21 protein-coding genes are annotated in these 25,880 nt (G+C 55.3%); 8 read left to right on the top strand and 13 right to left on the bottom strand.

From position 1 onward, the window contains the following. Positions 1-2: 2 nt before the first annotated feature. Positions 3-959 (top strand): ADP-ribosylglycohydrolase family protein, encoded by a 957-nt coding sequence (locus tag RBB62_RS12480; RefSeq protein WP_309399224.1) that lies wholly within the window; start codon positions 3-5, stop codon positions 957-959. A 23-nt stretch (positions 960-982) separates the two neighbouring features. Here the strand turns inward: RBB62_RS12480 and RBB62_RS12475 are convergent, their stop codons facing one another. Beyond that, the gene (locus tag RBB62_RS12475; RefSeq protein WP_309399223.1) at positions 983-2,902 is read right to left on the bottom strand and encodes a sodium:solute symporter family transporter; all 1,920 of its coding nucleotides are present in this window, start codon (positions 2,900-2,902) and stop codon (positions 983-985) included. A gap of 34 nt (positions 2,903-2,936) precedes the next feature. Continuing rightward, entirely contained in the window at positions 2,937-4,142 is a 1,206-nt protein-coding gene (locus tag RBB62_RS12470) for a hypothetical protein (RefSeq protein WP_309399222.1), read from the bottom strand. A 154-nt stretch (positions 4,143-4,296) separates the two neighbouring features. Here RBB62_RS12470 and RBB62_RS12465 point away from each other — a divergent pair, with 154 nt between their 5' ends. Beyond that, a complete protein-coding gene (locus RBB62_RS12465; protein WP_309399221.1) occupies positions 4,297-6,507 on the top strand; it encodes a hypothetical protein in 2,211 nt (736 codons plus the stop codon). A 104-nt stretch (positions 6,508-6,611) separates the two neighbouring features. Beyond that, positions 6,612-7,136, top strand: a complete 525-nt coding sequence (locus RBB62_RS12460) for a DUF456 domain-containing protein (protein WP_309399220.1) — start codon at positions 6,612-6,614, stop codon at positions 7,134-7,136. On the opposite strand, the gene RBB62_RS12455 is transcribed toward RBB62_RS12460, so the two are convergent. Together RBB62_RS12455 and coaD are read right to left on the bottom strand one after the other, a co-directional pair. Further along, positions 7,133-7,630, bottom strand: a complete 498-nt coding sequence (locus RBB62_RS12455) for a hypothetical protein (RefSeq protein ID WP_309399219.1) — start codon at positions 7,628-7,630, stop codon at positions 7,133-7,135. The two genes, RBB62_RS12460 and RBB62_RS12455, sit on opposite strands and share 4 nt — an antisense overlap. A 7-nt stretch (positions 7,631-7,637) precedes the next feature. Continuing rightward, the gene (gene coaD, locus RBB62_RS12450; protein ID WP_309399218.1) at positions 7,638-8,156 is read right to left on the bottom strand and encodes a pantetheine-phosphate adenylyltransferase; all 519 of its coding nucleotides are present in this window, start codon (positions 8,154-8,156) and stop codon (positions 7,638-7,640) included. 133 nt (positions 8,157-8,289) lie between these two features. On the opposite strand from coaD, the gene RBB62_RS12445 reads away from it, so the two are divergent. The 3 genes from RBB62_RS12445 to RBB62_RS12435 all read left to right on the top strand — a co-directional run bounded on the left by RBB62_RS12445 (position 8,290) and on the right by RBB62_RS12435 (position 10,205). Continuing rightward, positions 8,290-9,045, top strand: coding sequence for a Nif3-like dinuclear metal center hexameric protein (locus RBB62_RS12445; RefSeq protein WP_309399217.1), 756 nt, complete (start codon positions 8,290-8,292; stop codon positions 9,043-9,045). A 62-nt stretch (positions 9,046-9,107) separates the two neighbouring features. Continuing rightward, positions 9,108-9,557 (top strand): type II 3-dehydroquinate dehydratase, encoded by a 450-nt coding sequence (aroQ, locus tag RBB62_RS12440; RefSeq protein WP_309399215.1) that lies wholly within the window; start codon positions 9,108-9,110, stop codon positions 9,555-9,557. A gap of 12 nt (positions 9,558-9,569) precedes the next feature. Beyond that, the gene (locus RBB62_RS12435) at positions 9,570-10,205 is read left to right on the top strand and encodes a GNAT family N-acetyltransferase (protein WP_309399214.1); all 636 of its coding nucleotides are present in this window, start codon (positions 9,570-9,572) and stop codon (positions 10,203-10,205) included. A 61-nt stretch (positions 10,206-10,266) separates the two neighbouring features. Here RBB62_RS12435 and RBB62_RS12430 read toward each other — a convergent pair whose 3' ends face one another. From RBB62_RS12430 to RBB62_RS12390, 9 genes are all read right to left on the bottom strand, one after another. Further along, the gene (locus RBB62_RS12430) at positions 10,267-12,042 is read right to left on the bottom strand and encodes a sulfite reductase subunit alpha (protein ID WP_309399213.1); all 1,776 of its coding nucleotides are present in this window, start codon (positions 12,040-12,042) and stop codon (positions 10,267-10,269) included. Beyond that, positions 12,029-13,792 (bottom strand): NirA family protein, encoded by a 1,764-nt coding sequence (locus tag RBB62_RS12425; protein ID WP_309399212.1) that lies wholly within the window; start codon positions 13,790-13,792, stop codon positions 12,029-12,031. The genes RBB62_RS12430 and RBB62_RS12425 overlap by 14 nt, the downstream gene beginning before the upstream one ends. A 37-nt stretch (positions 13,793-13,829) precedes the next feature. Continuing rightward, positions 13,830-16,046: a molybdopterin oxidoreductase family protein gene (locus RBB62_RS12420; RefSeq protein WP_309399211.1), complete on the bottom strand. Its 2,217-nt coding sequence runs from the start codon at positions 16,044-16,046 to the stop codon at positions 13,830-13,832. Next, a complete protein-coding gene (locus RBB62_RS12415) occupies positions 16,043-17,599 on the bottom strand; it encodes a DmsC/YnfH family molybdoenzyme membrane anchor subunit (RefSeq protein WP_309399209.1) in 1,557 nt (518 codons plus the stop codon). Before RBB62_RS12415 ends, RBB62_RS12420 begins: the two co-directional genes overlap by 4 nt. A 282-nt stretch (positions 17,600-17,881) precedes the next feature. Next, the gene (locus tag RBB62_RS12410) at positions 17,882-18,745 is read right to left on the bottom strand and encodes an ABC transporter ATP-binding protein (RefSeq protein ID WP_309399208.1); all 864 of its coding nucleotides are present in this window, start codon (positions 18,743-18,745) and stop codon (positions 17,882-17,884) included. 28 nt (positions 18,746-18,773) lie between these two features. Further along, positions 18,774-19,631: an ABC transporter ATP-binding protein gene (locus tag RBB62_RS12405; RefSeq protein WP_309399207.1), complete on the bottom strand. Its 858-nt coding sequence runs from the start codon at positions 19,629-19,631 to the stop codon at positions 18,774-18,776. A gap of 38 nt (positions 19,632-19,669) precedes the next feature. Then, positions 19,670-21,232 (bottom strand): ABC transporter permease, encoded by a 1,563-nt coding sequence (locus RBB62_RS12400; protein ID WP_309399205.1) that lies wholly within the window; start codon positions 21,230-21,232, stop codon positions 19,670-19,672. 102 nt (positions 21,233-21,334) lie between these two features. Further along, positions 21,335-22,696 (bottom strand): CmpA/NrtA family ABC transporter substrate-binding protein, encoded by a 1,362-nt coding sequence (locus tag RBB62_RS12395; RefSeq protein ID WP_309399204.1) that lies wholly within the window; start codon positions 22,694-22,696, stop codon positions 21,335-21,337. Positions 22,697-23,076: 380 nt separating this feature from the next. Further along, the gene (locus RBB62_RS12390; RefSeq protein WP_309399203.1) at positions 23,077-24,084 is read right to left on the bottom strand and encodes a CmpA/NrtA family ABC transporter substrate-binding protein; all 1,008 of its coding nucleotides are present in this window, start codon (positions 24,082-24,084) and stop codon (positions 23,077-23,079) included. A 7-nt stretch (positions 24,085-24,091) separates the two neighbouring features. On the opposite strand from RBB62_RS12390, the gene RBB62_RS12385 reads away from it, so the two are divergent. Next, positions 24,092-25,051, top strand: a complete 960-nt coding sequence (locus RBB62_RS12385) for a LysR family transcriptional regulator (protein WP_309399201.1) — start codon at positions 24,092-24,094, stop codon at positions 25,049-25,051. Positions 25,052-25,294: 243 nt separating this feature from the next. Then, positions 25,295-25,726, top strand: coding sequence for a hypothetical protein (locus RBB62_RS12380; RefSeq protein ID WP_309399200.1), 432 nt, complete (start codon positions 25,295-25,297; stop codon positions 25,724-25,726). Positions 25,727-25,880: the final 154 nt, after the last annotated feature.

Here is a 25,880-nt window from a genome sequence, read left to right as displayed (position 1 = left end):
GCATGTCGCGAGAGATGGACCCGCTGGAACGCTATTACGGAAGCATGCTGGGTTTGGCCGTGGGCGACGCTATGGGGGCTGCCGTTGAGGGCTTGGCGCCGGGCATGTTCCCGCAGGTCAGCTCCTTTTGCGCGGGCGGCATCAACAAGATTGAAGCCGGCGAATGGACCGATGACACCTCGCTGGCCATGTGCCTGGCCGAAAGCCTCGTCGCCAAAAACGGGTTCAACGCACCTGACGCTATGGACCGCTTTCGCCAGTGGTGGCGCGCGGGCTACTGGAGCAGCCGCGAGACCGCCTTTGGCATTGGCCAGACCACCCAGGCCGCCATCGAATATTACGAAGCCGAGGGCGCACCATTCGCGGGCTTATCCACCGAGACCAGCTCGACCAACGGCTCAATTATGCGCCTGGCGCCCGTACCGCTTTATTATGCGGAATCGCCCAAGGAGGCCTTGGAATTTTCCGGTGAAAGCAGCCGCCTCACCCACGCCACCCGCTTGTGCATCGACGCCTGCCGCCTGCTCGGCGCGCTGATCGTCGGCGCGGTGCGCGGCGTGGAAAAGGAGGCGTTGCTCCAGCCCGGCTACGCGCCCGTCCGCGGCGTGTGGCTCTGCCAACCGCTCACTGGCGAAATCGAGGAAATCGCCCGTGGGTCGTATTGGGAAAAAGCTCCGCCCGCCATCCGTGGCCGCGGCGACGTGGTTTCCTCCCTCGAAGCCGCACTGTGGGCTTTTGCCAGCACCGACAACTACGCCGATGGCGTCCTGGCCGCGGTCAACCTCGGCGAAGACGCCGATACGACGGCCGCGGTTTACGGCCAGCTCGCTGGCGCGTATTATGGCATCAGCGGCATTCCTGACACCTGGCGCGAGATGATCGTTTACCAGAAGAAAATCATCCGCCTGGCCGAACGCCTATACACTGCCTCACGAGAATTGGCGGGCAAAGGAGATTGACGGCATATCAACCGGGAGTTGGGCTACCAGAAGATGATGTAGAGGCCCAGAGTCGCCACGATCACAACGCTACCCCAGATTTTGGCGGAACGTGAACTGGTGAGCTCGATCTCGGCATTGCGCGGGAGCTGAATGGCTTCTTTAAGTGGATTGAGCAGCGTCAGCGCGAGCAAGACCGCGATCACCACGCCAAAACAAATTGCCATGCGATTCAGGAAGGCGATTTCCGGCGCCACCAGCTTGAGGGTCCCGTAGAGCACGACGTTCAGCAGGATGCCGAGCCAACCGGCGTAGCGCGGGCACTTCCTGGCGAGAAAGCCAAAGAGGAATACAGCGAGTATCCCTGGGCTTAGGAAGCCCTGAAACTCCTGAATAAAGTTGTAAATTCCGCCAAACTGCGGGCTGCCGAGACTCGGCGCAATCAGTCCGGCAATCAGCACGAAAATTAGCACAAAAACCCGTCCGGCGCGAACCAGCTCACGCTGCCCTGCCCCCTTGCGAGCCTTCGCATATAGATCCATCGTAGCGATAGTGGACGCCGAATTAAGCATCGACGCCAGCGACGAAACCACAGCGCCAAAAATAGCGGCAAGCACAAACCAGGCGATGCCCGGCTTGAGCAAATTACGTAAAAGCGTAGGAAAGGCCGAGTCATAATCATAAGCCACGAGCTTAACGCCAATTTGATTCGGCTTGGCGCTGGATACTAATTTGCAATTTTGCGCAAATAAACCAACGTCATCCGCTAGTAATTCGTTCTGATTCAGTTGCTCGGCGTTGTGCGCCACCACGGCTTGCGCCTGCTCCGGATTGAGGCGGGCAAACTCCTCACTAAAGGGAATAATGACGCTTTGCTTGGCCTGAATCGCAGCAAGAACAGGCGCGTTTTTCTGGTCCGCCTGCGCTCGTAAATCATCGTTGAAAAGATGAAACGCGAGGATTCCGGGGATGACCACAATGAAGGGAATCAACAGCTTAAGACCAGCGGCAAAAACGATCCCTTTCTGGCCCTCTGCCAACGAGCGAGAACCGAGCGTGCGTTGCATGATGTATTGATTGAGGCCCCAGTAGAAGAAGTTCGGAATCCACAAACCGATGATAAGCGCAGTCCACGGAATCGAGGGGTCGTCAGCTGGCCGAATCATGTGCATTTTTCCGCCTGATCCGTTATCGCCAGTCACGGCAGGACCATCGGTCAGGTGAAAGAGTCGCGCAATTGGGCCAGCCGTTTCGAGGTCGGCAATCGTCGCGTCAGAAGTTGCAGACTTGTGCGCCATCAGCTCCTCTGCCGGCATTTCAGAAAGCGTTTGAAAAGCGAAGTACATCACCATCGCTCCGCCCAAAATTAGCGCTGAGCCCCAAATGAGATCCGTCCAGGCGCAGGCTTTCAAACCACCGATAAATACATAGGCCGCCGCCGCGAAGGCAATGATCCAACAGCCAACCGTGAGGTTGCCTAAATCAAGCCCGAGCAGCGAAACATCCGTAAAAAAGACGCTGATCACCTTGGCGCCCGAATAGATCACCGAGGCGGTTGGCACGCCGACCAAGATAACCATTGTGGCGATGGCCATGATCATACGCGAGAGAACACCATAACGATATTCGAGAAATTCCGGAACCGTGTAAATGCCACAGCGCAAGAGACGTGGCAGAAACAAAAATGCGATCACCACGAGCGTTATGGCGGCCATCCATTCGTAGGACGCAATCGCTAGCCCAAGCCAGTCTGCCGCCTGCCCGGACATACCCACAAATTGCTCCGTCGAGATGTTGGCCGCGATGAGTGAAAAGCCAACGAGCCACCAGGATAACCCTCGACCAGCAAGAAAATAATCACTGGCGTCTTTGGGCTTCGAGCCCCGATCACTGCTTTTCCAAAGACCAAAGCCAATGACGCCAATTACAGACACAAAGAAGAGGATAATATCGAGCGTACTCATAGATAAATAAAGGGATTACACAGCTTCTAGTCGCTTACTGAAAGCGGGCAAAGCAAGGGCCATCGAGGCTCATTAAACCTTGTTCATTGCCCATCTCCGCCAGTAGCTGTTGTTCAAACCCTGGAGGTAGAGGCGTCATCTTGAAGATCGGCAATACGGGTCGGCCATCAGGCCCTTGTGGGTATTCCTGACCTTTTTCCTGGATTAAAAGATAGGTGGAAAAATGTCCGCCTGGGCGCTCACCGATGAGTATTTCAATCTTCAGCTCACGGCCTTTTTGCACGTTAATCCAGTCCCCCACCGCCAAGGCCCCATTGCCGATATTGAACTTGCGATTCAAATCAGGCTCGCGTGAACGCCAGTCAGTATATTCGCCTTCATGAAAGGAACCATCCAACACAACACGGCCATTAACGCGAACAATCAATACGTCGTCCGCAAAGCCCCAGAAACGAAATTTACCATTGAATGGCGGAGTAATTTTCCCCTCGTAATGCGCGAGCCATTGCGAGGGCTGCACCTCACCAGCAACGCCAAACGCCGCTGGTGCCTGGTCGGCCATTCGATGCGGGATGAGCAGGGTCGTTGCGTATAATTTACGCTCAGCCTGATAAAAACGTTCGAGTTGCGACATCGCCCAGGAGCCCGAAGTATAGCGGCGCACAAAGCCCGCGTAGTCTACCTCTTTTGCCTGGCGCGCAGGAGTTTGTTTGAGGTCAAAAAACGCTCCGGCCAAATCCACACCAGCGGACTGAGAGTTGCCGAAAAGCGACTCCAGCGAGAGCTTCGGCATCTCGGAAACAATACCCAATCCACCGCCTCCAAAACCACCGAACCCCACACGATTACTGGTTTGGGGCAGGCTCAGGTCGAGTGAATCCAAGTCCGTCATACGAATATCTTGCACGGCAATGCGAGACTTGGTCGGGCGCACCATTTCGTTGTTCAGGGATAACGCAAAACGCTGCGGCGGTGTCGGCGGCTCCACCACCGGCGGTGCCTCCAATTCCGGAGCTGGCGATTGGGCGTTTTCCCAAATAATCACGCCACCAAGTATGCTAAGTCCAACAAAATGGAAGACAGAGCTAACGGCTAAAACAATGTATATCGATCTTCGGCTTTTAGGCTTACTCATGGGGTCGAGCAATCTGAAATTCAAGGGGGAAGTTTCGCACCGAGAGTAGACAGCCAACGTCTTCTCTGCTGCGCATGTTCTCCCATTAAGCCCATAACCAGCCATAGATCAAGCTAAAATGCAATTTCGTGCAACTTTAGCAATTTCATGGGATATCTTCAGCAATGACACGACAAGCTGGATGTTCAAAAATCTTTCACCGATGCGCAAAATTAGCGGCTGACAAGCCCCAGACGATTCTCCACCATTCACCGCTTTCATGGACGATAAACCAAGTAAGATCACATACATCATTTGGCTGCTGCGTAATTGGTTCGTAGACGCTTGGTTTTTCTGTCGCGGCATGGTGCGTAACAGCGCTCCGAATTTTCTGTACCGGTTCTGGGATTTCATTACCTACAATTGCTCCAGTTTCTTTCAGTGGTTCCGCACCCTCGGTGCCCGGAGAAAAGTTGCCCAGAGTCAATCACGACAAACGCTTAGCGCCATCCCCCACGCGCTTCAGAGCTTATGGCTTTGGCTGAAAACAATCAATGTGCGGGCGAAAGTCGCGCAGCAGGAGCGTCGTGAAGCGGCTGAACGCCTCGGCATGGGGGCGCGCGCAGGTGTCCACCAATTCTATAGTTTCATAATCGATGTGTTGAAGTCGCCCATTCGGTTTATTTGCTGGCTGGGATTTCTGTATAAGATACTGCGCAGCATGTCACTCCGGGCAGCCTTAAAGGAAGCTTGGGGCGGATATCGAGAGTTTGTCGAGCGTACGTTCGAGCATGCACTGCTATTGGTGTATCAATTTTTAGACGCACGCTGGTGGATTCGCGCTTCGATAATATTGCTGTTCATCGGCAGCGTCTCGGCAGTTATTTTGGGACCTTGGGCGCTAAGGAGCTTTAAGGACTATCGCAGCATGCAAGTCTACGCAGAAGCTAAGCAGTTACAGGAAGAGAACCGCCTGGTTGAAGCCTATGTCAAAAGCCGCACCGCCGCCATGCTCAACCTCGACAACCCGGAAACACTCGACCTGGTGATCGAACTGGGCGAAGCCACGATGAATCCAGAAAGCGTCTGGTGGGCTGAGCGCAAAGCGATCGCAGTAGATTACTCGGAAGAATCGCTCCTGAAGGTGATTGAGCTAGCCAGCAAAGCCGGCTTCCCCGAAATCGGGCAAAAGCATCTCTACCTCTTGCGCCAAAAATTTCCCGACAGTCCTGGCGTGACCGATTCACAACTGCGCTTGCTCATGTCCATGCACATGTCACTGGAAGCTTTCCAGCTCGCAGAGCAAGCCGAGGCTAGGGGTGAAGACAGCATTACGATGCACCTCATCATCGTTTCCAACGGGATTAACACCCCGAAAGCCGAGGTCCAGGCCAAGCTCATCAAATACCTCCAAAAGCATCTCTACCGAAACGATGAAGTCGGCTTTGCCATCCAAATGCACATCTTGATGTCAACTGGCAGTCTTAGTCAGGCCGTTGTCGACAGCATCGACTACGGGCGCTTGCTGGAAGTCATCCAGGATCAAGTGGAGGCGAAGCCGAATGACATCGCGGTAGCAATCGGCTACGCCATGCTGTACCATGCAATAACCAGGGAAGAAGCTATCGAAGCTCTAGCAGATCTTTATGATCTAAACGACCCCGCTCAACGCGAACAGGCTCTCATTGTGGCGACTCAGTTTGAATTATATGACTTAATGGACCGCCTTGAACCAGAACAGATTGAGAACGCCAACCACCAGCTGAAGCGTCTCGTGTTTGGGCCCACGCCTGATTTGGAGGCCGCCCAGTCTCTGATCGATCAACCTGATAAAAATGCGCTCAGCCAAAGCCAGGAGCACTTCTGGCAAGCGATGATTGCCGCCAGCAATCAGCAGTTTAACGACTATGCGAACCACATTCGCCTTGCCCTCCAATTCAGTGGGGACCCAGAAGCGATATACGAAATGCAGTCGATTATTCTGAATAAATGCTCCCACGAACAAATCATGGAATATTGGCGTTCCGCTTTCCGCTTTTTCCCCGAATCGCCTGAGATTTTGTTCAACGCGCTCATTTACACCTACACGTTTGGCGCTGACCAACAGCTGAAAAGTTTCGTCAGTCAAATGCCGCTGACTACCTTCAAGAACAACCCTGCTTATCAACAATTCCTCATCTATTTAAAAGCCCTTGATGGCGTCGATCTTGCCACTTGCCGCAAAGAGGCGGAATCTTTGATCATGCAGCATCCAAAGGACAGCATCTATTACATCATTCTGGCCTTTTGTTATGAGCAGTCCAATGAGCCGCGTCTTGCCCAAGCAGTACTGGGCTCCTTTGAACTGGGATCCGACTACGAGAAAATGCCCCCCTACCTGCGCTTGTGCCTCGTGGCATGCGGCGTCAAGCAAGCTGCGCCGGACGTAAGCACGCTTCCGCAAAAAAGCGAACGCCAACTTCTGGAAAAAAAGATGGGCCTTGGGCAGTAGCCAGTGCAAGCTATTCAGCGTTACCAATTCGGAACAATTTACGCCCCCCATAGACAATATCTAGGCAGCAGCGCGTTTTCACTGAAGCATGTTGAATATCACCGATGGACATTGACTACAACTGGCTGGCGCTGAGCGTCACTTTCCTAATTTTCTTTATCGGATTGGTTGGCTCTCTATTGCCCGTCATACCGGGCTGCTTCGTCATTTGGTTGGGCGCGCTGCTTTATTGGTTCTGGGAACCAGCAGGCGGGATTGGCCTGCCTTACATTTTGACCACGGCTGGGCTCGTGATCCTTGCGCAAATTCTCGACTTCGTGGCTAGCTACTATGGGGCGCGCAAGTTTGGGGCAACTTGGCGAGGTGGCGTGGGCGCTTTACTCGGTGCGATCATTGGGCCGTTCCTCCTTTCCTTCATACCCGGCATTGGCACCATCGCTGGCCTGATTCTTGGCCCAATCATTGGGGCTTTTCTCGGTGAGATCTCAGCTGGACGCACAATGAAAGAAGGCGGCAAAGCAGGCATCGGCACCGTTGTTGGCGGCTTGGTTTCCTTCGCCATGAAGTTCGCCATTGCTTTGGCAATGATCGGCTGGTTCTGCTTCGAGGTATTCTTTGCTACGGTTTAACTGACCTCGGGATCGACATCAAACTTGCGGCCGGAGTAGCATTGCACGGCGAATATGGCAATCCAGACCAAACCGTAAACCAAGCCCAGCACCACGCCCAGGTCCACAATGCCGCGCCAAGGCTGCTCTAGCTGACGCACCAGAACGATCAACATAACAATCCCCAAAGTCAGGCACCAGGTAACAATCTTGCGCTTCTTGGTCGCATGAAAAAACGCCATGCAAAAGAACGGCGCAAACAGCACATGCACCGGCTTGGGGTTGGCCGATAAATACTTCGAGCGCGCAACCACCCGTGGTGAAAATTGCTTCTGGAATCCGCGGTAGCCTTCACTCACCAGCATGAACAGCGTCCAAACAATCGCGACTGCCCACTGCATTGAGGTCAGTTCCCCCTGCATTGCCTCCAGCGCATTAGGAGTCAGCCGGTAAACGGCGCTGCCAATGAACAGGAAGACTCCACCGAGTCCCCAAATAATCGCGAGGTAGCGCATGCCTATTTTAAGATTTCTGCCCTTGATATTTTTCCTGCAGCGCTTCCAGAGCCAACGGCGGAACGAAGTGCGCAATGCGGTCTACATCGAAGTTTGCCACGGCCTTCACGATATTAGAACTCGTGTAAAAATACTCCTGATTAGGCATGAGAAATATCGTTTCCACGTCGGGCGCCAAATGACGATTCATCTGCGCCATTTGGAACTCATACTCGAAGTCCGAAATCGCACGCAGACCACGCACCAAGGCCATCGCATGGTTCTTACGGGCAAAGTCAACAATGAGACCTTCCAGGAGCTGCACGCTGACGCCGTCCATTTCCTTAGTGATTTTCTCCACCAAGGCAATACGCTCGGATAACGTAAAAATCGGGTGCTTCGGATCATTCGGTGCCACGGCCACGACCACCTCATCGAAGAGGTGTCTCGCCCGCTGGAGCACGTCAAGGTGCCCATTGGTCATCGGATCAAAAGTGCCTGGATAAATTGCTCGGCGCATGGGGAGAGCATGGGGGTCCGCATTCATGAATCAAGGGAAATTACCGCATCCCGTCGCATCGACAATTTGCGCGCGTTGCAAAGGCGATGAGACAGTTGAGTTCCGGCTTGAGCTGAATTTTAGACTTTAATCGACTGCTTAACGGCTATTTGCTCCCAGCATGCCACGCCTCAAAGATATTGTCGAATACTGCGACCAACGCACTCATCGCAAAGAAATCAAAGACTTCCCCGGCTCATTAAACGGCCTCCAATTTGAAAACCACGGCGACGTGACCAAGATCGGTGCCGCGGTCGACGCCGGCCTCATCCCCTTCGAAAAAGCCGCAGACCTCGGCATCGATTTCCTCATCGTGCACCACGGCATGTTCTGGAACAAGCCCGCGCCATTCGTCGGCCAGCTCCGCAAGAAATTGCTCGTGCTCCTGGCCAACAACATCGCGGTCTATAGCTCCCACCTGCCGCTCGATTGCCACCCGCAAATCGGCAACAACGCCATCCTCGCCCGCAAGCTCGGGCTCAAAGTCGATGGCGGCTTCGTCCGCTACGAAGGCCACGATATCGCCGTGACTGCGCCCGCACATGGCTCCCGTGACCAACTAAAGACCAAGCTTCAACAGCTCTTCCCGGACACCCTTAATTGCATCGAAGCCGGCCCATCCAACATCCGCCGCGTAGGCATTCTCACCGGCAGCGGGCGCTCTGCCATCCCCGAGCTGAAAGAGCGCGGCATCGATACCTTCATCACCGGCGAGCTCAAGCAGGAGCACTTTAACATAGCACAGGAAGAAGAGGTAAATATCTACCTCGGCGGACACTACCGCACCGAAACATTCGGTGTCTGCGCCTTGGCTGAAGAAGTCGCCGAAAAATTCAGCCTCGACTGGGAATTCATCGAAACCGGCTGCCCGCTTTAGCGCCAGACTTGTCCCAATAAATATCCTTTTTCCTTTAATCTTTTTCCTTTAATCTCCGTCTCATGAAATTCGGCATCCTCAACGGCCCCAACCTCAATCGTCTTGGCAAGCGCGAACCTAACATCTACGGCTCGCAAACCCTGGCGGACCTCGAAGACATGGTCGAAGCCAAGGCCAAAGAGCTCGGCGTGGAGATCGATTGCTTCCAGACCAACCACGAAGGTGATATGGTCGAGAAAATCCATTTCTGGACTGAAGAGAAGTTCGACGGTTTTGTGCTCAACGGCGCGGCCTTCACCCACACCTCAGTCGCCATCCGCGACGCCATTGCCAGCAGTAATCTTGCCTTCGTCGAAGTGCACATTTCCAACATCTACGCCCGCGAAGATTTCCGGAAGCATTCCTACACCGCGCCTCTCGCCAAGGGGGTCATCACCGGCCTCGGCCTCAACGGCTACCTGTATGCACTGGAATGGCTAGTCGGCCACCCCAGCGCCCCGGATCTAGTATAAACGATCAGAAGCATGGGCATCTTCGGAAATTTCTTCTCCTCGCCTTATCCTTGGAAAGATTCCCACGTTCGCTCCCGCATCCTTCCGCTGGAATTCAGACCCGCAGTCAATGAAGCAGACTTTGCGTTTTGCGAAAGTCTTCACCGAAAAAACGAGGCACACGGCGTTCCTGCCGACCATATCGAAACCTTTCAGGAATCATTGCGCAATGGGCAAATGCTGACGCTCATTGCGAGCCTACAAGATAAGCAAGTCGCCACCTGCTCGCTACAATGGGCTGGCGAAACTATGCTCTGCTTGACTTACGGGCTCGTCGACCCGCTGTTCCAACATCAGGGCATTGGCACCACGATGTGCTTTGCGCGCTTCGGCCTCATACCCCTGGAAAGAGCTCCTGTTGGTGTGATGATCAATGCGCTGGAAACATCGATGAGTTTTTACCAGCGCCTTGGCTTTCAGTCGATTGGCCGAATGTCCGACGTCACCCATCGCTTCCATGTAGCATGCCTGCAAGGCATGACTGCAGAACTGATCGATTATTCGAGAGCCCTGCTAGATGAAGCCGGGGCAAAGATAGATTGGCTTGCCATGCAGATTCCAGAGCAGCCCGAATGCACCGGTGAGGACGCTTTCTGTTTCTTCGATTGAGTAGTAGTGACGTTTTGTCGTGCATACATCTGCATCAACAAAACGTCACCCCAACGCTGACTTAATAAACGTCGCGCACGTAGCGCTTTTCCTTGCGCATTTTGTCGACGTATTCGGCGGCTTCTTCGTAGCTCTTGCCGCTGGCTTTGGCGATCGCTTCATGGAGCGCGGAGTCGACATCTTTCGCCATACGGGAAGCATCACCGCACACGTAGAAGTGCGCGCCTTCTTCCAGCCAGGTAAAGAGCTCTTCGGCCTGCTCTAGCATGCGGTGCTGCACGTAGACCTTCTCCGAGGTGTCGCGGGAGAACGCTAGGTCCAACCGCGTGAGGCATTTGGTTGCTTGCATGAGCTTCAACTGAGGCTCGTAAATGAAATCGAACTCGCTCTTTTGGTCGCCGAAAAACAGCCAGTTTTTACCGGGTGCTTTGGTGGACATACGCTCTTCGAGGAACGCGCGGAACGGCGCAATGCCGGTGCCCGGCCCGACCATGATCATCGGCGTTTCCGGATTCGACGGCGGCTTGAAGTGCTTGTTTGGCTGCACAAACACGCGGACTTCGCCGCCCATGTCCATGTCGGCCAAAAACGTCGAGGCCACGCCCTTGCGCTTACGTCCATGCGTTTCGTAGCGCACGGCACCCACGGTTAAGTGAACCTGCCCCGGGTGCGCCTTCGGGCTCGAAGAAATCGAGTAAAGTCGCGCGGCTTGCTTTTTGAACATTTCCACGAAGTCGAGCGCGGTGTCCCACTTACCCGGGAAGTCGAGCAACGCATCGATGATCTGACGGCCAGCAATGTAAGTGTCGATTTCGCCACTACCACCAGCCAGGAGCTCATTCAACTTTTCGCTCTGCGCGTAAGGCGCCAAGTTCGCCAGAAAGAGCTTCGACAAATTCGTGATGTCGTAAAGCTCGGCCAGGGCTTCACGCAGGGTAACTTCGCCGCCGAGAGGATTCGGCGCTGGCTCGCTGCCGGAGAAGCCAGAAGCCGCCAGAATTTCTTCCACGAGATCCTTGCAGTTAATTGGCGATACACCCAGCGCGTCGCCCGCTTCGTATTCCAGGCCAGAGCCATCAAGGCAGATTTCCACGTGGCGGATTTCTTTGCCTGAGCCTTCCTTGTTCAAGACGTAGTTGTTCAGTAACTTACCGGGAAAAGGATTCTTGCGGCTGTAGCCTTCGGGCTTTCCATCAACCGGCGCGGGTAAGCTTTGCGTTGCAGAGTTTGCTGCAGTTGCATCGCCCTCGCCTGCAGCTGCCAGAGAGCTGTCGAGCCATGCCGCGAAGTCATCGTCGAACTCCACGTCGCAGTAAACGCTGTCATTCATGCGCTCGGCACCGAGCTCTGCCAAACGAGCATCAAACTGCTTGGCGCACTCATTGAAGTCCGGGTAGTTCGAGTCGCCCAAGCCCAGCACAGTAAAGCGAACGCCTTCGAGCTTCGGCGCGTCATCGGCATGAATGAAGTCGAACAGGTCCTGCGCGTTGTCGGGCGGATCGCCTTCGCCGTAAGTCGAAGTAATGATGAGCAGGTTTTGCTCACTGGCCAAACGCTCCTTCGGATAGGCCTCCATGTCGAACACCTCGGCCTTGAAGCCGCCGGCATTCGCCTTCTTGGCGACTTGCTTGGCCAGCGTTTCGGAGTTGCCCGTTTGCGAGCCAAAAAGGATCGTCAGCGGACGCACCGGCGTGGACTCAGCCACTGCGGAACCGGAGATCGTTGCCCCCGAAAAGATGCCTGCAAGCAGACCGTTGAGATAGGCGCGCTGCTCCGGAGAGAACGGTGCATTGTCCGGAATGAATGGAACGATGGCCTGGGTGTTAGTGGACGACATGGCTGGAGAATAGTTCTTTAAGTTGTTCAGTTGAGTGGCGGCGGGTAAATTGAATAAAGCTTTCGCCGCTTTCCCGCTTTTCCAGATAAGTTTTCAAGACACCCTCTAGGAGCGGTGGGATGTCATTAAAAGGCACGCTTGGGAAAACTTCCTCCGCGATGCCCTGCTCGTCATCGACGCCGCCGCCGAGCACGATGTGGTAACCTTCGACGGACTCGCCATCGACTTTGACCTTCACGCCTTGCAGGCCGATGTCGCCCACGTAGTGCTGCGCGCAGCTGTTCGGGCAACCAGTCAGGTGAATATTAATCGGCTGGTCGAGCTCCACGGTTTGCTTCAGGTGCTCGCCCAACTTGAGCGAATGCGCCTTAGTGCCGGCGGCCGCAAACTTGCAGCCCGCGTTGCCGGTGCAAGCCACGAGGCCGTTCATAATGTGGTCATGCTCGCAGCCCATACCGAGCTCCTTCAGCTCCGCCTTGAAAGCGTCGAGCTCAGCCGTCGCAATGTGGGGGATGATAAAGTTCTGCCAGGCAGTCAGGCGAATCTCGCCCTGACCGTATTTGTTGGCCAGGCGCGCAACGCCCTTCATCTGATCCGGAGTCATGTGACCTACCGGGCAAGTGACGCCCACGTAATTGAGGCCTGCCTGCTTTTGCGGATAAACCCCAATGTAGCCATGACGAGTGATCGGTTGACGTGGCTCGCAACTTTGCAATGCAAAGTAACGTAGGTCGAAGGCCAGCTTCTTGCCGACTTCCTCCAAATACTTTTCGACGCCCCATTTATCCACAAGGTACTTGAGGCGGGCCTTTTTGCGGTTGGTGCGATCACCGTTTTCTTGGAAGACGCGCAGCATCGCCGCAGCGACGGTTACGCATTCATCCGGCTTGAGCAAGAGCCCGCAGTCGGTCGCGAATTGCTTGTGGCCGGTGATGCCGCAGAGCTGCACGCGGAAGTAAACGCTAGGCTCAATGTCGTGCCCCTCCCCTACGCGCACTGCGTAGAAAGCGATATCATTCGTGTCCGCGCAAACGCTGACTGCGCCGCCATTGTCGAAGGCGATGTTGAACTTGCGCGGCAGGTCGTAGAGGTCGCGGTTGTTGAGGATGTAGTGGTGCATGGCCTTGGCCAGCGGCAGCACGTCGATCACTTCCAGCGGATCAAAACCACTCGTCGGCGAAGCCGTTATATTACGCACGTTGTCCGCGCCGGAGCCTTGTGCGGTGAGCCCTAGCTCGCGCATCTTCACGATCACGCTAACGCTATCTTTGGCCTGGATTTCGCGGATCTGGAAATTGCCGCGCGTCGTCACGTGCGCGTAGTTGCCGCCCCAGTCTTCAGCAATCTCGGCGAGGCCGACCATCTGGTGCGCTTGCAACACGCAGCCCGGAATGCGGCAACGCAGCATCAGCGAATCCTGAGCTGGCGTTACATAAAACAGGCCGTGAAATTTGTAGCGGAAAACATCGCCGCCTTCGGGAAATTTATCCTTCGCAGCGTTGTCGAGCATCGTGTCCCAGATATCGAGACCGTGCTGATCATATTTGATTTTTTCTTCCTTGGAGAGTTCGTCTATGGGTGTGCCGAAGACTGTTGCTTCAGCGAGATTGCTGCCTTCGGCTGCGCCCGGGTCGTTCGTAAACTGCCCGTTTGCCGTTTGGCCAACAAAGAACCCTCGCTGGGAGACGCCCGTGAAGAAGCCTTGCAAATACTGCTTCTGAACTGGGCTGAATTCCTGGTTCGTGTTCATGGTTATGTCGATGTCAGTCGTGTTAAAATGTCAGGTGTCAGGCTTTCCTGATCTGTACCGCACAATGCTTGTAAGAAGGCTCGCGAGAATGCGGATCGAAGGAGGACATGGTCAGTTGGTTGACCTCGCGGTAGTGCATGGGCGCAAAGATAGCGCCGACTTGCGTGATCGGCGTCAAGTGCGCCGCAATGGTAATTGCGCCGCGTCGCGAACGCACGACAACCTGGTCGTCCTGCTTGATGCCAAGTCGCTGCGCGTCCTCGGGGTTCATCTCAATGTAGGCCTTGGCGGGGTAAAGTTTGCGCAGCACGTCGGACTTGCTGGTGCGCGTCTGCGTGTGCCATTGCGAAGACGAACCACGCCCGGTCAGCAGCACAAAGGGGAACTCCTCGTCTGTGCTTTCAGGCAACGCCTGCGGAGCATCGAAGAGGAATTTCGCGCGACCATTCGGGTGGAAGTATTTGCCATCGGCGAACAGACGACGCTGTTTTTCAAACGTCTCTGTGCCAGCAGGCAAAGGCCACTGAATGCCACCATTTTCTTCGAGCATCTTGTAGTCTTTGATGCCCGAAATGTCGCAGGGCTGGCCTTGGGTAACTTCCGTGAAAATCTTGAAAACGGCTTCAGGCGAAGTCCAGCGTGCGAACTTTTCGCCGCAGCCCCAGTAGTGCGCGATGAGCTGGAAAATGTGGAAATCCGCCAGGGCCTGGCCCGGCGCGCGACGCACTTTGCGGATACGACCGATACGGCGTTCGCTGTTGATAAAGGTGCCTTCCTTCTCGCCCCACCCTGCGGCAGGCAGCACGAGGTCGGCGGCCTGCGCCGTAACGGTGTTGTGATACATGTCCTGCACCACGAGGAAGTCGAGCTTTTCACGTAGGCGGTTCCAGCGGTTCTGGTTGATCCAGGAATGCGCAGTGTTCGTCGCAATAATCCACAGGCCCTTAATACGTCCCTCTTCCACGCCTTCGAGAATTTGGTCGAAAGCGAGGGAGTCTTTCTGCGGGATGTCGGACTCGTCGATCTTCAGAATACCAGCAATCTTGGCGCGGTCTTCAGCACTGGTAAACTTGTGGCCGCCGAGCAAATTCGTGGAGTTGCTGAACAGACGCGAGCCCATAGCGTTGCACTGGCCGGTGATGGAATTTGCGCCGGTGCCCGGCTTGCCGATGTTACCCGTCATCAGGCAGATGTTAATCATCGCCTGCGCAACACGGGTGCCCTCGTAGCTCTGGTTGACGCCCATCGTCCACCAAAAAGACAGGCGCTTGCCACTACCGATCTTCTGGGCCAACTCGATCAATGCGCTCTCCTCAATGCCGGATTCAGCCGAGACTTCTGCGAGACCGTATGGGCCATTTAGCAGGAACGCGCGAAAGTCTTCAAAGCCTTCGGTGTGCGCGGCCACATAGTCGTGATCGATGTAGTCCTTTTCGATCAACAGACGCGCCAATCCGTAGAGCAACGTGAGGTCCGCCTTGGGCTTGAGCTGTAAGTGATGCGTGGCCGCCATCGCGGTTTCCGTGCGACGTGGATCGATCACATAGATGTCCGGGTTGCGGCGGTTGCGCATGACGCGCTGCCACATGATCGGGTGCGCGATGCAGGCATTGGAGCCAATGAAAACGAGCACGTCGGATTCTTCAAAATCCTGGTAAGTGTAAGGCGGCGAGTCGAAGCCGAAAGATTGCTTGTAGGCCGTAACAGCGGTGGCCATGCATTGACGGGTGTTACCATCGCCATGCACCATGCCGATGCCGAACTTGCACAACGAGCCGAGAAAAGCCATTTCTTCCGAGGGAATCTGCCCCGTACTGAGCCAGGACAACGCCTCGCCGCCATGCTGTTCCTTGATGCCCTTGAAGCGGGAAACAAGAGTTTCCATCGCCTTTTCCCATGAGATCGGCTCCATCTCCCCAGCTTCGTTGCGAAGCAGCGGAGTCGTGGCGCGGTCGGGCGCGCTCAGTGGCGCCAATGCTTCCCAGCCCTTCGGGCAAGCCATGCCCATGTTGACCGGATACGACTGATTTGCCGAAAGGTTGATCGCCTCACTGTCCTTCAAGTGAACTTTCAATGAGCAGCCGGTCCCGCAGTAGCCACAAACGCTGTCCGTCGTGGCGTCGGGCTGTGTGCGCTGCGGCAATTGACCAAGGCCGAACTCGGATGGGCGCTGAACGATCTCTTTCGTCAGCGGACCATTCCATTGGCGAAATGCGGTGTTGGACTCAGGGCGTGGTGCAAAGCGGGTCTTCATGATGCGATTCCTCCTGGCATTTTTGGGGCGGCAACGGCACGGAAAAACAAGTAGCGTTCAGTGATTTCCCCGCCTAAAATCAGCAGCGCGCCACCAAGAGCAAAAGCCGACTGCGCGCCAAACCAGAGCATCGCAATACCGACCAGCGTGAACAACCAGCGGGAGATGAAAACTTCGCGCTCGCACTCAAGCTGAATCAGCGCGGAGTGCTTGCCGGGGCCAAACTCTGGATTGCAAAGTTCGATCATGCCGGTGATATCGACCATTGCCTTAAGCACGAGGCCGAGCGTCAGCGCAATGAAGCTCATCGGGCAGGAACCGAAAACACAGCCACCAGCTCCGAGCGCAATGAGCGACGTGCCAAAGAAGCGCGAACCGGAGAAGGCGAACTTCCAGAATGGACGCTGGGTATCGGCGTAAATCATCACCGAAGTGAAGACACCAGCGAAGCCGACTGCGACTGTGGCCCAAAGCGCGAAAGCCGGAATCTCAAAAGGCAGTGAAATAAATTGCGCAGCGGTCAGACCGAACAACAACGGCGCGTAGCCACCGAAGGTAACAATCTCACGGCTTAGCCAGGAATGCGTGACTCCGAGGAAGGCACGCCAGGCTTTGAGCGGTTGGCCCAAGTGAAGCACGCTGGCAGCGAGGCCAATCATGGCGAAAACACTGGACGCGACGAGCAGCGCGGGCTGACGGGTGGTCCAGATCGCGGCGGCGGCTGCGAGGCCGACGGAAATTTGAGTCAAGGCCAGCATAATGACCAAAGGCCAGTGCGCATGCTGCGGGCGTAGCGCTGTGGCGTCACCTGCGACAGCGTCTTGCGGCACTGAGCGTGTGGAAACATAGGCGGTCGTCGGCTTGGTGTAAGACTGGTGTGGCGCGGCAGGCAAAAATGCCGGTGCGCTGGCGATAGCAGCGGCGCCTTCTTTATCGGTTTTCTTTACGGTCGTGATACGGATGGCCTCCGTCGGGCAGGACTGCACGCAGGCAGGCGCTTCACCCACCGAGAGGCGGTTGTAGCACATGTCGCACTTGCGAACGATGCCCAGACGCTTGCTGTATTTCGGCACGTCGTAGGGGCACTTGAGCACGCAGTATTGGCAGCCGATGCATTGGTCGTCGAGGTGGAGAACAATGCCCGTCTTCGGGTCTTTTTCGTAGGCATCGACCGGGCATCCGTTCAGACAGCCAGGGTCGACACAATGGTGGCAAGCGGTGGTGATCGTCTGTTGGTAGGCCTTCTCGTCGCGGACTCCCTGAATCAAGCCCACATCGCGCCAGGTTTCGTGTTCTTCCAATCCATTGAGGCTGTGGCAACCGGCGACACATGCCTTGCAGCCAGTGCAGCGATCCAGATCCACTTCAAAGGCAAACTGCTCACCTTCCTTGGGATTTTCCAAGGGGATCAGCTCGCGAAAGGGCCCTTCGAATTCGCCTTCGTCAAAGCGACGTGAGAAGTCCGTGACCGGAGTTTGCAGTTGCGCTTGTTCACGCAACAATCGGTCGATCGGAGTCTCATCAGTGTCGGCTGACTGGAAGTTTGAAATCATCTAGATCAATGAAAAACTTGGATGCCGGTATTTATGCAGCGGATATGCCAAATGGCCCAAACGACCACGGTGTCGGTGTTCGAATTACTCACGCAATCCATGAATCCCATTCATTAGGACTTGAAGCCCACATGAATACTTAAAGACATCAGCGAGCTGCAAAAAATCGAGTAGTGAGGCCCTTGAAACCAACCATTCGAAACACTCTGACTGATGAAATTTTTAGACATGGTTGAAATTCATCAGCGGTTTCAAATGACTAGTTCCGGGCAGCTTGCCTAACTATGAAGCGGCGGGTGCGACTCCGGATTCTGTCGGAGCCTCTTCCGTATCAAAGCGGATTGGGCCACCCCCATGCTTTTCGGCCTCACAGTCATCGAGGAACTGTAGCAGGCGTTGGCGATAGGCGTAAAATTGATCCGTCTCCATGATCTCTTCGCGGCTGCGTGGTCGCTCGAAATCAACGGTCATCACCTGCCCGACCTTTGCACGCGGTCCATTCGTCATCATGCAGATACGGTCGCACATGAAAATGGCTTCGTCCGGGTCGTGGGTGATGATCATCGTAGTGATCTTTTCCCGGTCGAGAATGCCGAGGATCACGTCCTGAAGCTCCATGCGGGTTAGCGAATCCAAACGGCCGAAGGGCTCATCGAGGAGCAGCACCTTGGGCTTCAGTGCAATGGCGCGGGCGATGCCGACGCGTTGCTGCATGCCGCCGGAGAGCTCACGCGGATACTTGTGCATGGCGTCGGCGAGACCGACTACGCTCAGCGAATATTCCACAATGACGCGGCGCTGTTGCTTCGAGGCGTGTGGGTAAACCTGCTTCACGCCCATCATGACATTTTGGTAGGCCGTCATCCAAGGCAGCAAACAGGGTGCCTGGAAAACCACCGCACGGTCGGGACCAGGACCGTCAATTTCCTTACCGGCCACGACGATGCCGCCGTCCGATATCTCATTGAGCCCGGCAACCATGGTCAGCACCGTGGACTTACCGCAGCCAGAGTGACCGATCACACCGATCACTTCGCCCTTTTTAATGGTCAGGTTAAACCCGTCGACAACCTTCACGGCTTCACCGAAGGGATTCGGATAGGCCTTAACGAGGTTGGAAATTTCTACATATCTGTCGTCAATCATGAGATGTCAGCGTTGATGATTGAGTGTTTTAAGCGGACCGCTTAGTTGCGGAATAATCGATTGGTTGAATGTCCGGCATGGCCAGGCCTTTGTCGACGCGGAGCATCTTGGCCTCTTTGTTCATGGCGGTCATGAAGTGGATAATCTCGTTGCGCAGCTTCTTGAACTCCGGGTTGGTGTTCAACGTGGTGCGGTCGCGGGGACGTTCGAGCGTAACCTTGAAATCACTGGCGAGCGTAGCACTCGGGCCCATAGTCAACGGGACAATTCGGTCGGCGAGCAGCACAGCTTCGTCAACGTCGTTGGTGATCATGACCACCGTGCGCTTGTCTTCTTCCCAGATGCGGACGAGCTCGTCTTGCAGGTTGGCGCGGGTCAAGGCATCGAGCGCAGAAAGCGGCTCGTCCATGACCAGCACTTCGGGCTGCATCGAGAGCGTGCGGGCCAGAGAAACGCGTTGGCGCATGCCGCCGGAGAGCTCGCTCGGTTTTTTGTTACGGGCCGGCGTGAGGCTAACCATCTCGATGTAGCGCTCCACGTGCTCCTTGCGCTGGGCCTTGCTATAGTGTGGGAACACCTGCTTGGCGGCGAGCTCGATATTGCCGTAAACCGAGAGCCACGGCAACAGCGAGTAGTTTTGAAACACGATGCCAAGATGCGGTCCGGGCTTGGTTACCGGCTTGCCCTTCAGCTTGATCACGCCGCTATCGGGGCGCAGCAAGCCGGTGAGCAGGGAAACCAGGGTGCTCTTGCCGCTGCCGGAGAATCCGACTACGGCGATGAACTCATTCTCCTCAACGGAGAGAGATGCGTCGCGCAAGACTTCGGTCCGAGAACCTTCCGGACCGAAGCCCACGCTGACATTTTCCATTTCCAGGAAAGCCATATTAACTTTGTCGTTAAAAGTTACTTTGCAGTGCAGAGTTAGATTGCCGTCGGAGCGCCATCGAAGGAAACCGAGCGCTGGAGGACAATCATGATGCGGTCTAGCAAGAGGCCGACTGCGCCGACCACGAAGACCACCACGAACATTTGGGCGAAGGTCTGCGAGGAACCGTTGTTGAACATGTCCCAAACAAACTTACCAATGCCTTCACTGGAGGAAAGCAGCTCGGCGGCGATCAACACCATCCAGCCCACCCCGAGGGAGATGCGCAGGCCGGCGAAAATCAGTGGCAGCGCGGAAGGCAGGACGATTTTAAAGAGGCGGCTGAAGAAGCCGAGGCGCAGCACGCGGGCCACGTTCACGTGGTCTTTCTCAACGGAAGCCACACCGAGCGCGGTGTTGACCAGCGTCGGCCAGAGTGAGCAGAGCGCCACCGTGATCGCCGAGGAAAGGAATGCCGGGTGAACGGGTGCGAGCTCCGGGTCGGAGATGAATCCGCCAACGATAATGAAAACAATCGGCAGCCAGACGATCGGCGACACCGGTTTGAAAAGCGCGATGAGCGGAGTCAACGCGGCCATGCAGACGCGACTCAATCCACAAACGACGCCTAGCGGCACAGCGATGGCGGTGCCAATGAAGAAGCCGACAAACACACACCAGACACTACGCGCAATCTGGCGCGGGAAGGTCCACGGGCGAGAGTATTCGCTGTCGGAAATACGCGTGATGGCTTCTTGCTTTTTAAGGACTTTTTCCGCAGCGGCGAAAGTAGCCTTTCCACCTTCGGCAGTGAGAAACGTTGCTTCCAGCTCGTTGAGCTCTGTCGATTCGCCAGCGATCTTGAGCGACTGATTGTCCCCAGTCAGGTAGTCGAGGCGCTTGCTCAAGTATTGAAGCTCTTCTTCGTAGCCATTGTATTCCGAACGAACAGCTTCCATTTCCGGGAACTTTGTCGTGTAGGCCGCGTCGATCTTGGCCTTGAAATCTTTTTGCGCCTGCTTGTCGGCTTCTTGCTTGAGGTCGAAGGCAGCAACCTTGGCCAGAAATGCATCGCGAGCTGCGGCATCATTAACGGGAAGCTTATCGGCTTCGGCAATCAAGGCAGCCTTGGTCGCCTTGTTTTCATCGCGTGAAGTCTTGCGCATTTCCTTGTATTGCTCCTGCAAGGGCGCGGCTTCGGCGTCAATCTTGGCCTTGGCGGCAGCATCAAGTTCATCGAGCTTCACTTTGGCGGCGGCGGCCAGCGGCTCGAGCTCAGCGATGCGCGCTTCGACAGCAGTCAATGCAGCCTCGCGCGCATCCCCCTCCAGCAGAAAGTCAGTGGCTTTCTGGTTTTCACGAACGTGAAATGTCCAAATGCCGTCCGCAGCACTTTTCACCACTCCGGGAGTCGGCACTTCGCCGGCCTTGGTGGTGTGTCGCGGCGCCAGGTAGGTCCATACGCCAAGGAAGACAATAAACGTTACAATCGGCACGCCAATGAAGAGCAGAATCTTGCGAACTTGCTCCGGCGGATTTTCGCCACAGATGAGACGAACGACTGGATCGAAGACCTGAAGGCCAGCGACGTCGAGAGCTTTGAGAATTTTAAATTTCATGGAAACGGTCAGCGTCAGGTGAAATTGAATAGTGGTTCCGAAGGCCCGGCGGCATAAAGGCAGCCGCCGGACCCAGGGACATATACTTTTAGTTAGAAAAGATTACTTGGAGGCGAGACCTTCAGCATCCTTGTTGCCGATCTTGTGGCTGTTGATGTAGCCAATTGGATCACGGCCATCATACTCTACACCATCAATGAACTCGGTGGTCGCAGGCTTGTAGCCATCGGTGTTCCACGGCACATCGCTGTTTTCGATGAGACCTTCTTCGAGGAGCAGTGTGGCGGCCTGTAGGTAAATGTCCGGTTGGTAAACCTTCTGCACGGTGTCAAAATACCAGCTGGCGGGCTTGGACTCAGTGATCTGACCCCAGCGGCGCATTTGCGTGAGGAACCAAATACCGTCGCTATACCAGGGGTAAGTCGCGTAGTGGTCGAAGAACACGTTGAACTCGGGCATCTTGCGGACGTCGCTCTTTTGGAAGATGAAGGTGCCGGTCATGGAGTTCTTGATGACGTCGTAGTCGGCGCCAACGTAGTTCGGCTGGGAAAGAATGCGGACTGCTTCTTCGCGGTTGACGAAGTTGCCGTCGGCGTCCTTTTCGTCGAGCCACTTACCAGCGCGGATCAGGGCCTTGACCACAGCGATGTGGGTGTTCGGGTTAGCGGCGTTCCATTCCTTGGTTACACCGAATACCTTTTCCGGGTTGTTCTTCCACACGTCGTAGTTGGTGGTCACCGGCACGCCGATGCCCTTGGCAACCGCTTGCTGATTCCACGGCTCGCCCACGCAGTAGCCTTGAATGTTACCAGCTTCAAGCACGGTCGGCATCATGGGGGGAGGCGTCACGGAAAGCTCAACTTGAGCGTCGGTGCGGCCACCAGTGTCAGACTCGGTATACATGCCCGGGTGGATGTCCGATGCTGCCAACCAGTAACGGAGCTCGTAGTTGTGAGTAGAAACCGGGAAAACCATACCCATCTGGAGCTTTTCACCAGCATCAAGCTTTTCATCGACGATCGGCTTGAGGCCCTTGGCGGAAATCGGGTGCTTCGGCGTAGGGGTGTCGAGGTCCGGGTCGTTGAATTGCATTTCTTCCCAGATGGCGTTGGAAACGGTGATGCCGTTGCCATTCAAGTCCATCGTGAAGGCGGTGATAACGTCAGCTTGGGTGCCGATGCCAATCGTGGCCGCGATCGGCTGACCGGAAAGCATGTGTGCGCCGTCCAGATTGCCGTTGATCACGTTGTCGAGCAGCGTCTTCCAGTTCGGCTGCGCAATAACTTCAGCCTGAATGCCTTCATCTTCGAAGAAACCCTTTTCCTTCGCAATAACGAGCGGCGCGCAGTCCGTGAGTTTAATGAAGCCGAATTTCAGCTCATCCTTTTCGAGGTCTAAGTCGGCAAAAACCGAGGTGACGCCAAGGGCAACGATGGCGGCAGTGTTGATAATCGTGCGTTTCATAAGTGTGGTGTCTATTGACAAATTGCAGTGAGTGTTTTGCGGTTCGTGCCAATATATTGCACCATGAATGCCAATTCCGATTTATACCCCAGAATCGCTGGCCTAATAATCTCATGTGACACATGAAATGGATTCATACATCCTGAATGCCGCATAAAACCTAGACATGGAATCCTCGACCCTGTTTTCAGCAAAATCATGAACAAGCCTCATGTTTAAAATAGCACAGCTGAGTCACGTTTATGCTAAATTTTATGCAGGCCATGAAACCAAGCATGGCCAACCGCAGGTCTATAGTAAAAATCCTGATGCAAACCACGGGTCCACATCTGCGCGGGGGTCCAAACGCCAATTAGCGTGAAGTTTCCGCAGAAATTAGATCAATTCGATGGATAAGCGCTCGAAGCGGCATCCATAATTGTGTGCGTGGGCACCCCACTCCACTCGGCCTGCTTGGCGCTGAGCGTGATCCAGGCGACATCCGCTGCGGTGATTTGCGTTTGGCCATTGGCACAAAAATCGATGACCGGCTCTGGCAGGGAGCCTAGTCCACCACCTCGGTCATATTCTCCACGCAAAATTTTCTCTGCCCCCTGCGCCGTACTACCCAAAATCTGAACTCGACGCATTTGCCGGGAAACCCGGACAATGTTTTCCGGGTCCGCACAATAAGCGCAGGCCTTTTGCAGAGCGCCAACCAAGGCTTCATATTGCTTCGGTCGCTCCTTAATCTTGGATGTAAGAGCGAGCAGAACTTTTTCTGGATGATTTGGCGCGAGATCATGACTCACTGCCACCGTCCAACCCAAGCCCTCGCGGACAGCCAGGCTGTTCCAGGGTTCGCCTACGCAATAACCATCCAGCGTGCCTGCCCGGAGGTTACGCACGGCCTGACCAGGTGGAATCACCACGATTTTAACATCCTTCGAGGGGTCGAGGCGGATGCTGGTTAGCCATTGCCTCATTAGAAAGTAGTGACAGGAATCCAGCGAAACGACACCAAGCTTGTAGAGGCGCTGTCCCCGCATGGAGCGCACTTCCGCCCGAAAATCATCGGCAGTCTGCACGCCACGCGCACGTATATTATTCGACAACGTAATCGCATTGCCCAAGCGGCTGGTGACCATCAGCGCCTCGCAGGGGCGAGCGGCAACTTCGTAACCAATTGAGATCGCCATCGGCAAAGGCGCTAGGCCGTGCGCAGCATCCAGTTCCCCATAAGCAATTTTGTGCTTAACTGTGGCCCACCCGAGCTCCCAGGTAAGTTTCACGTTTAGCCCGGCCTCTTGATAGTAGCCAAGCTCACCCGCCAAAATATATGGCGCGGCGTCAAGTAGCCGCACCAATCCGATTTTGATCGTATTAGCATTATTTGCAGTAAGCGCCATGAATGGTATGGCGATTGCTAGCCAGTTCCATGCCATGATTGCGCCACTGGACACAAGACAACTGATGACCATCGTTGCGGTCGCCCGAACCCGGAGCTTTACCGAAGCAGCGAAGTCACTCCATTTAACGCAATCAGCGGTCAGCCACGCGGTTAAGGCGCTGGAAAACGACGTCGGCCATCGCCTCTTTGAGCGTGAAGGCCGCCGCATTCGCCCCACCGAACCCGGCGAATACATTATCCGCGAAGCCACCGAAATCCTTGCCCGTCTGGAATCCATGCGTGAACGCATTGGCAACTTCGATGGCTGGGGCCGCGGTCGTTTGCGTGTCGGCGCGACGCCTGCCTGCTCGCACTTGGTGCTGCCGGAGATCATTCGTGAGTTCAAGCAAAGCTTTCCCAGCTGCACGATCAGCATCAGTCCCGCGCCCAGCACCCTCAATATCGAACGCCTGCGCCACAACGAAGTCGATCTAGTCCTCGCCTTTGGCATTGGCTCCGAGGCATCCGACTTGGAGTCACTGGATTGGTTTCAAGACGAACTGCTCGTGGCGATGCCTCCCTTTCACTCACTCACGGAAAAAGACAAAGTCGACCTCAACGATCTTAGCGGCGAAACGCTTCACCTCTACGGTGGCAACAATCCTGCCGACGCCATCATCAAGGAAAAGCTCCACAGCCAGGGCGTCCGCCCCGCCGAAATGATCGAAGTCGGCAGCATGGAGGCTATTTTGGAAATGGTGAAGATCGGCCAGGGCTTGGCCTTTGCGCCCAAGTGGGTCGCCGGAGCCGATGAATCTATCGGCAGCTTGCAATTCCGCCCGATCACTGATGGCGGGCCTAAGCGCAACTGGCGCTTCTACTGGGCGCGCCAGCACGAGCTGACTTTGTTTGAGGAAACCTTCATTGGGCTCTGCCTCGAAGCCAAAGAACGCCTGCTAGGCCGCAACCTATTAGAATACGCATAACTGATGGCTCTTAGAGGGCGTCTAAAAAGTCTGATCGAGTCGGCGAGATGTATTCGAGAGGCAAAATTTCGGCTTCTGAATCGAGGCGAAACCAGTTTCGTCGAGATGAAGAAATGATATTTTGACCTCGAAGACGCACTCCGGCGAAGACCACTTGAGTTTTTAGACGCCCTCTTAATTCACATCAACCCGGTAGGGAAATTTGAACTAGCCCTCATCGCTCTTTTCGACAAGCTTGCAACAATGGCTGACGAACCCAAACCTGCGAAAACGGAAACTGTCATCGAGAAGAAACCCATCAACCACCTTACCTATGTGGCGTGGGCATTCATTTTCATCGGCGTGCTTGCGCTGATCCAGACCATCGAATCCTTCGTCAACGAGCCGCTGGCGGCACCAAACTTCCTGATGGTCTTCCTCGTGGTCGGCTGGGGTCTCCTTAAGCGCAAGGCCATGTGGCGCACCTTCGCCCTCTCGTGTGCCTATGTCTTCGTGATCTTCACCGCCGGCAAAATATTCATGATCCTCAAGACGCCCGATGCGCTCTCCGGCGCCACGACCACTCAACTGCTCATGTTCTGGCTACTCAGCGCGCTCATGCTCATTGCTGGTGGCTACGCCATCTGGGCCCTGCAAACCAAAGCTGTGCGCGACCAATTTAAGTCGAAGCTCTGAGTAAACTGTCGGCTTTTACCGTTTTCTTTAGAAATTGTGTCTGTCGAGCAGTTGGAAGCTGCGTGGTCTATTTTTGCGCCTGTAGCTCCCGAACTTGCCTCTCGCCATGAGATGCACCAGCATCTCGTTTCCAAAGCTTTGCTTTGGTGGCAGG

This window comes from Cerasicoccus maritimus (genome assembly GCA_031296935.1).
Classification (GTDB): domain Bacteria; phylum Verrucomicrobiota; class Verrucomicrobiia; order Opitutales; family Cerasicoccaceae; genus Cerasicoccus; species Cerasicoccus maritimus.
Note: the sequence above shows the minus strand (reverse complement) of the source record. Positions and strands in the feature narration are given on the sequence as shown.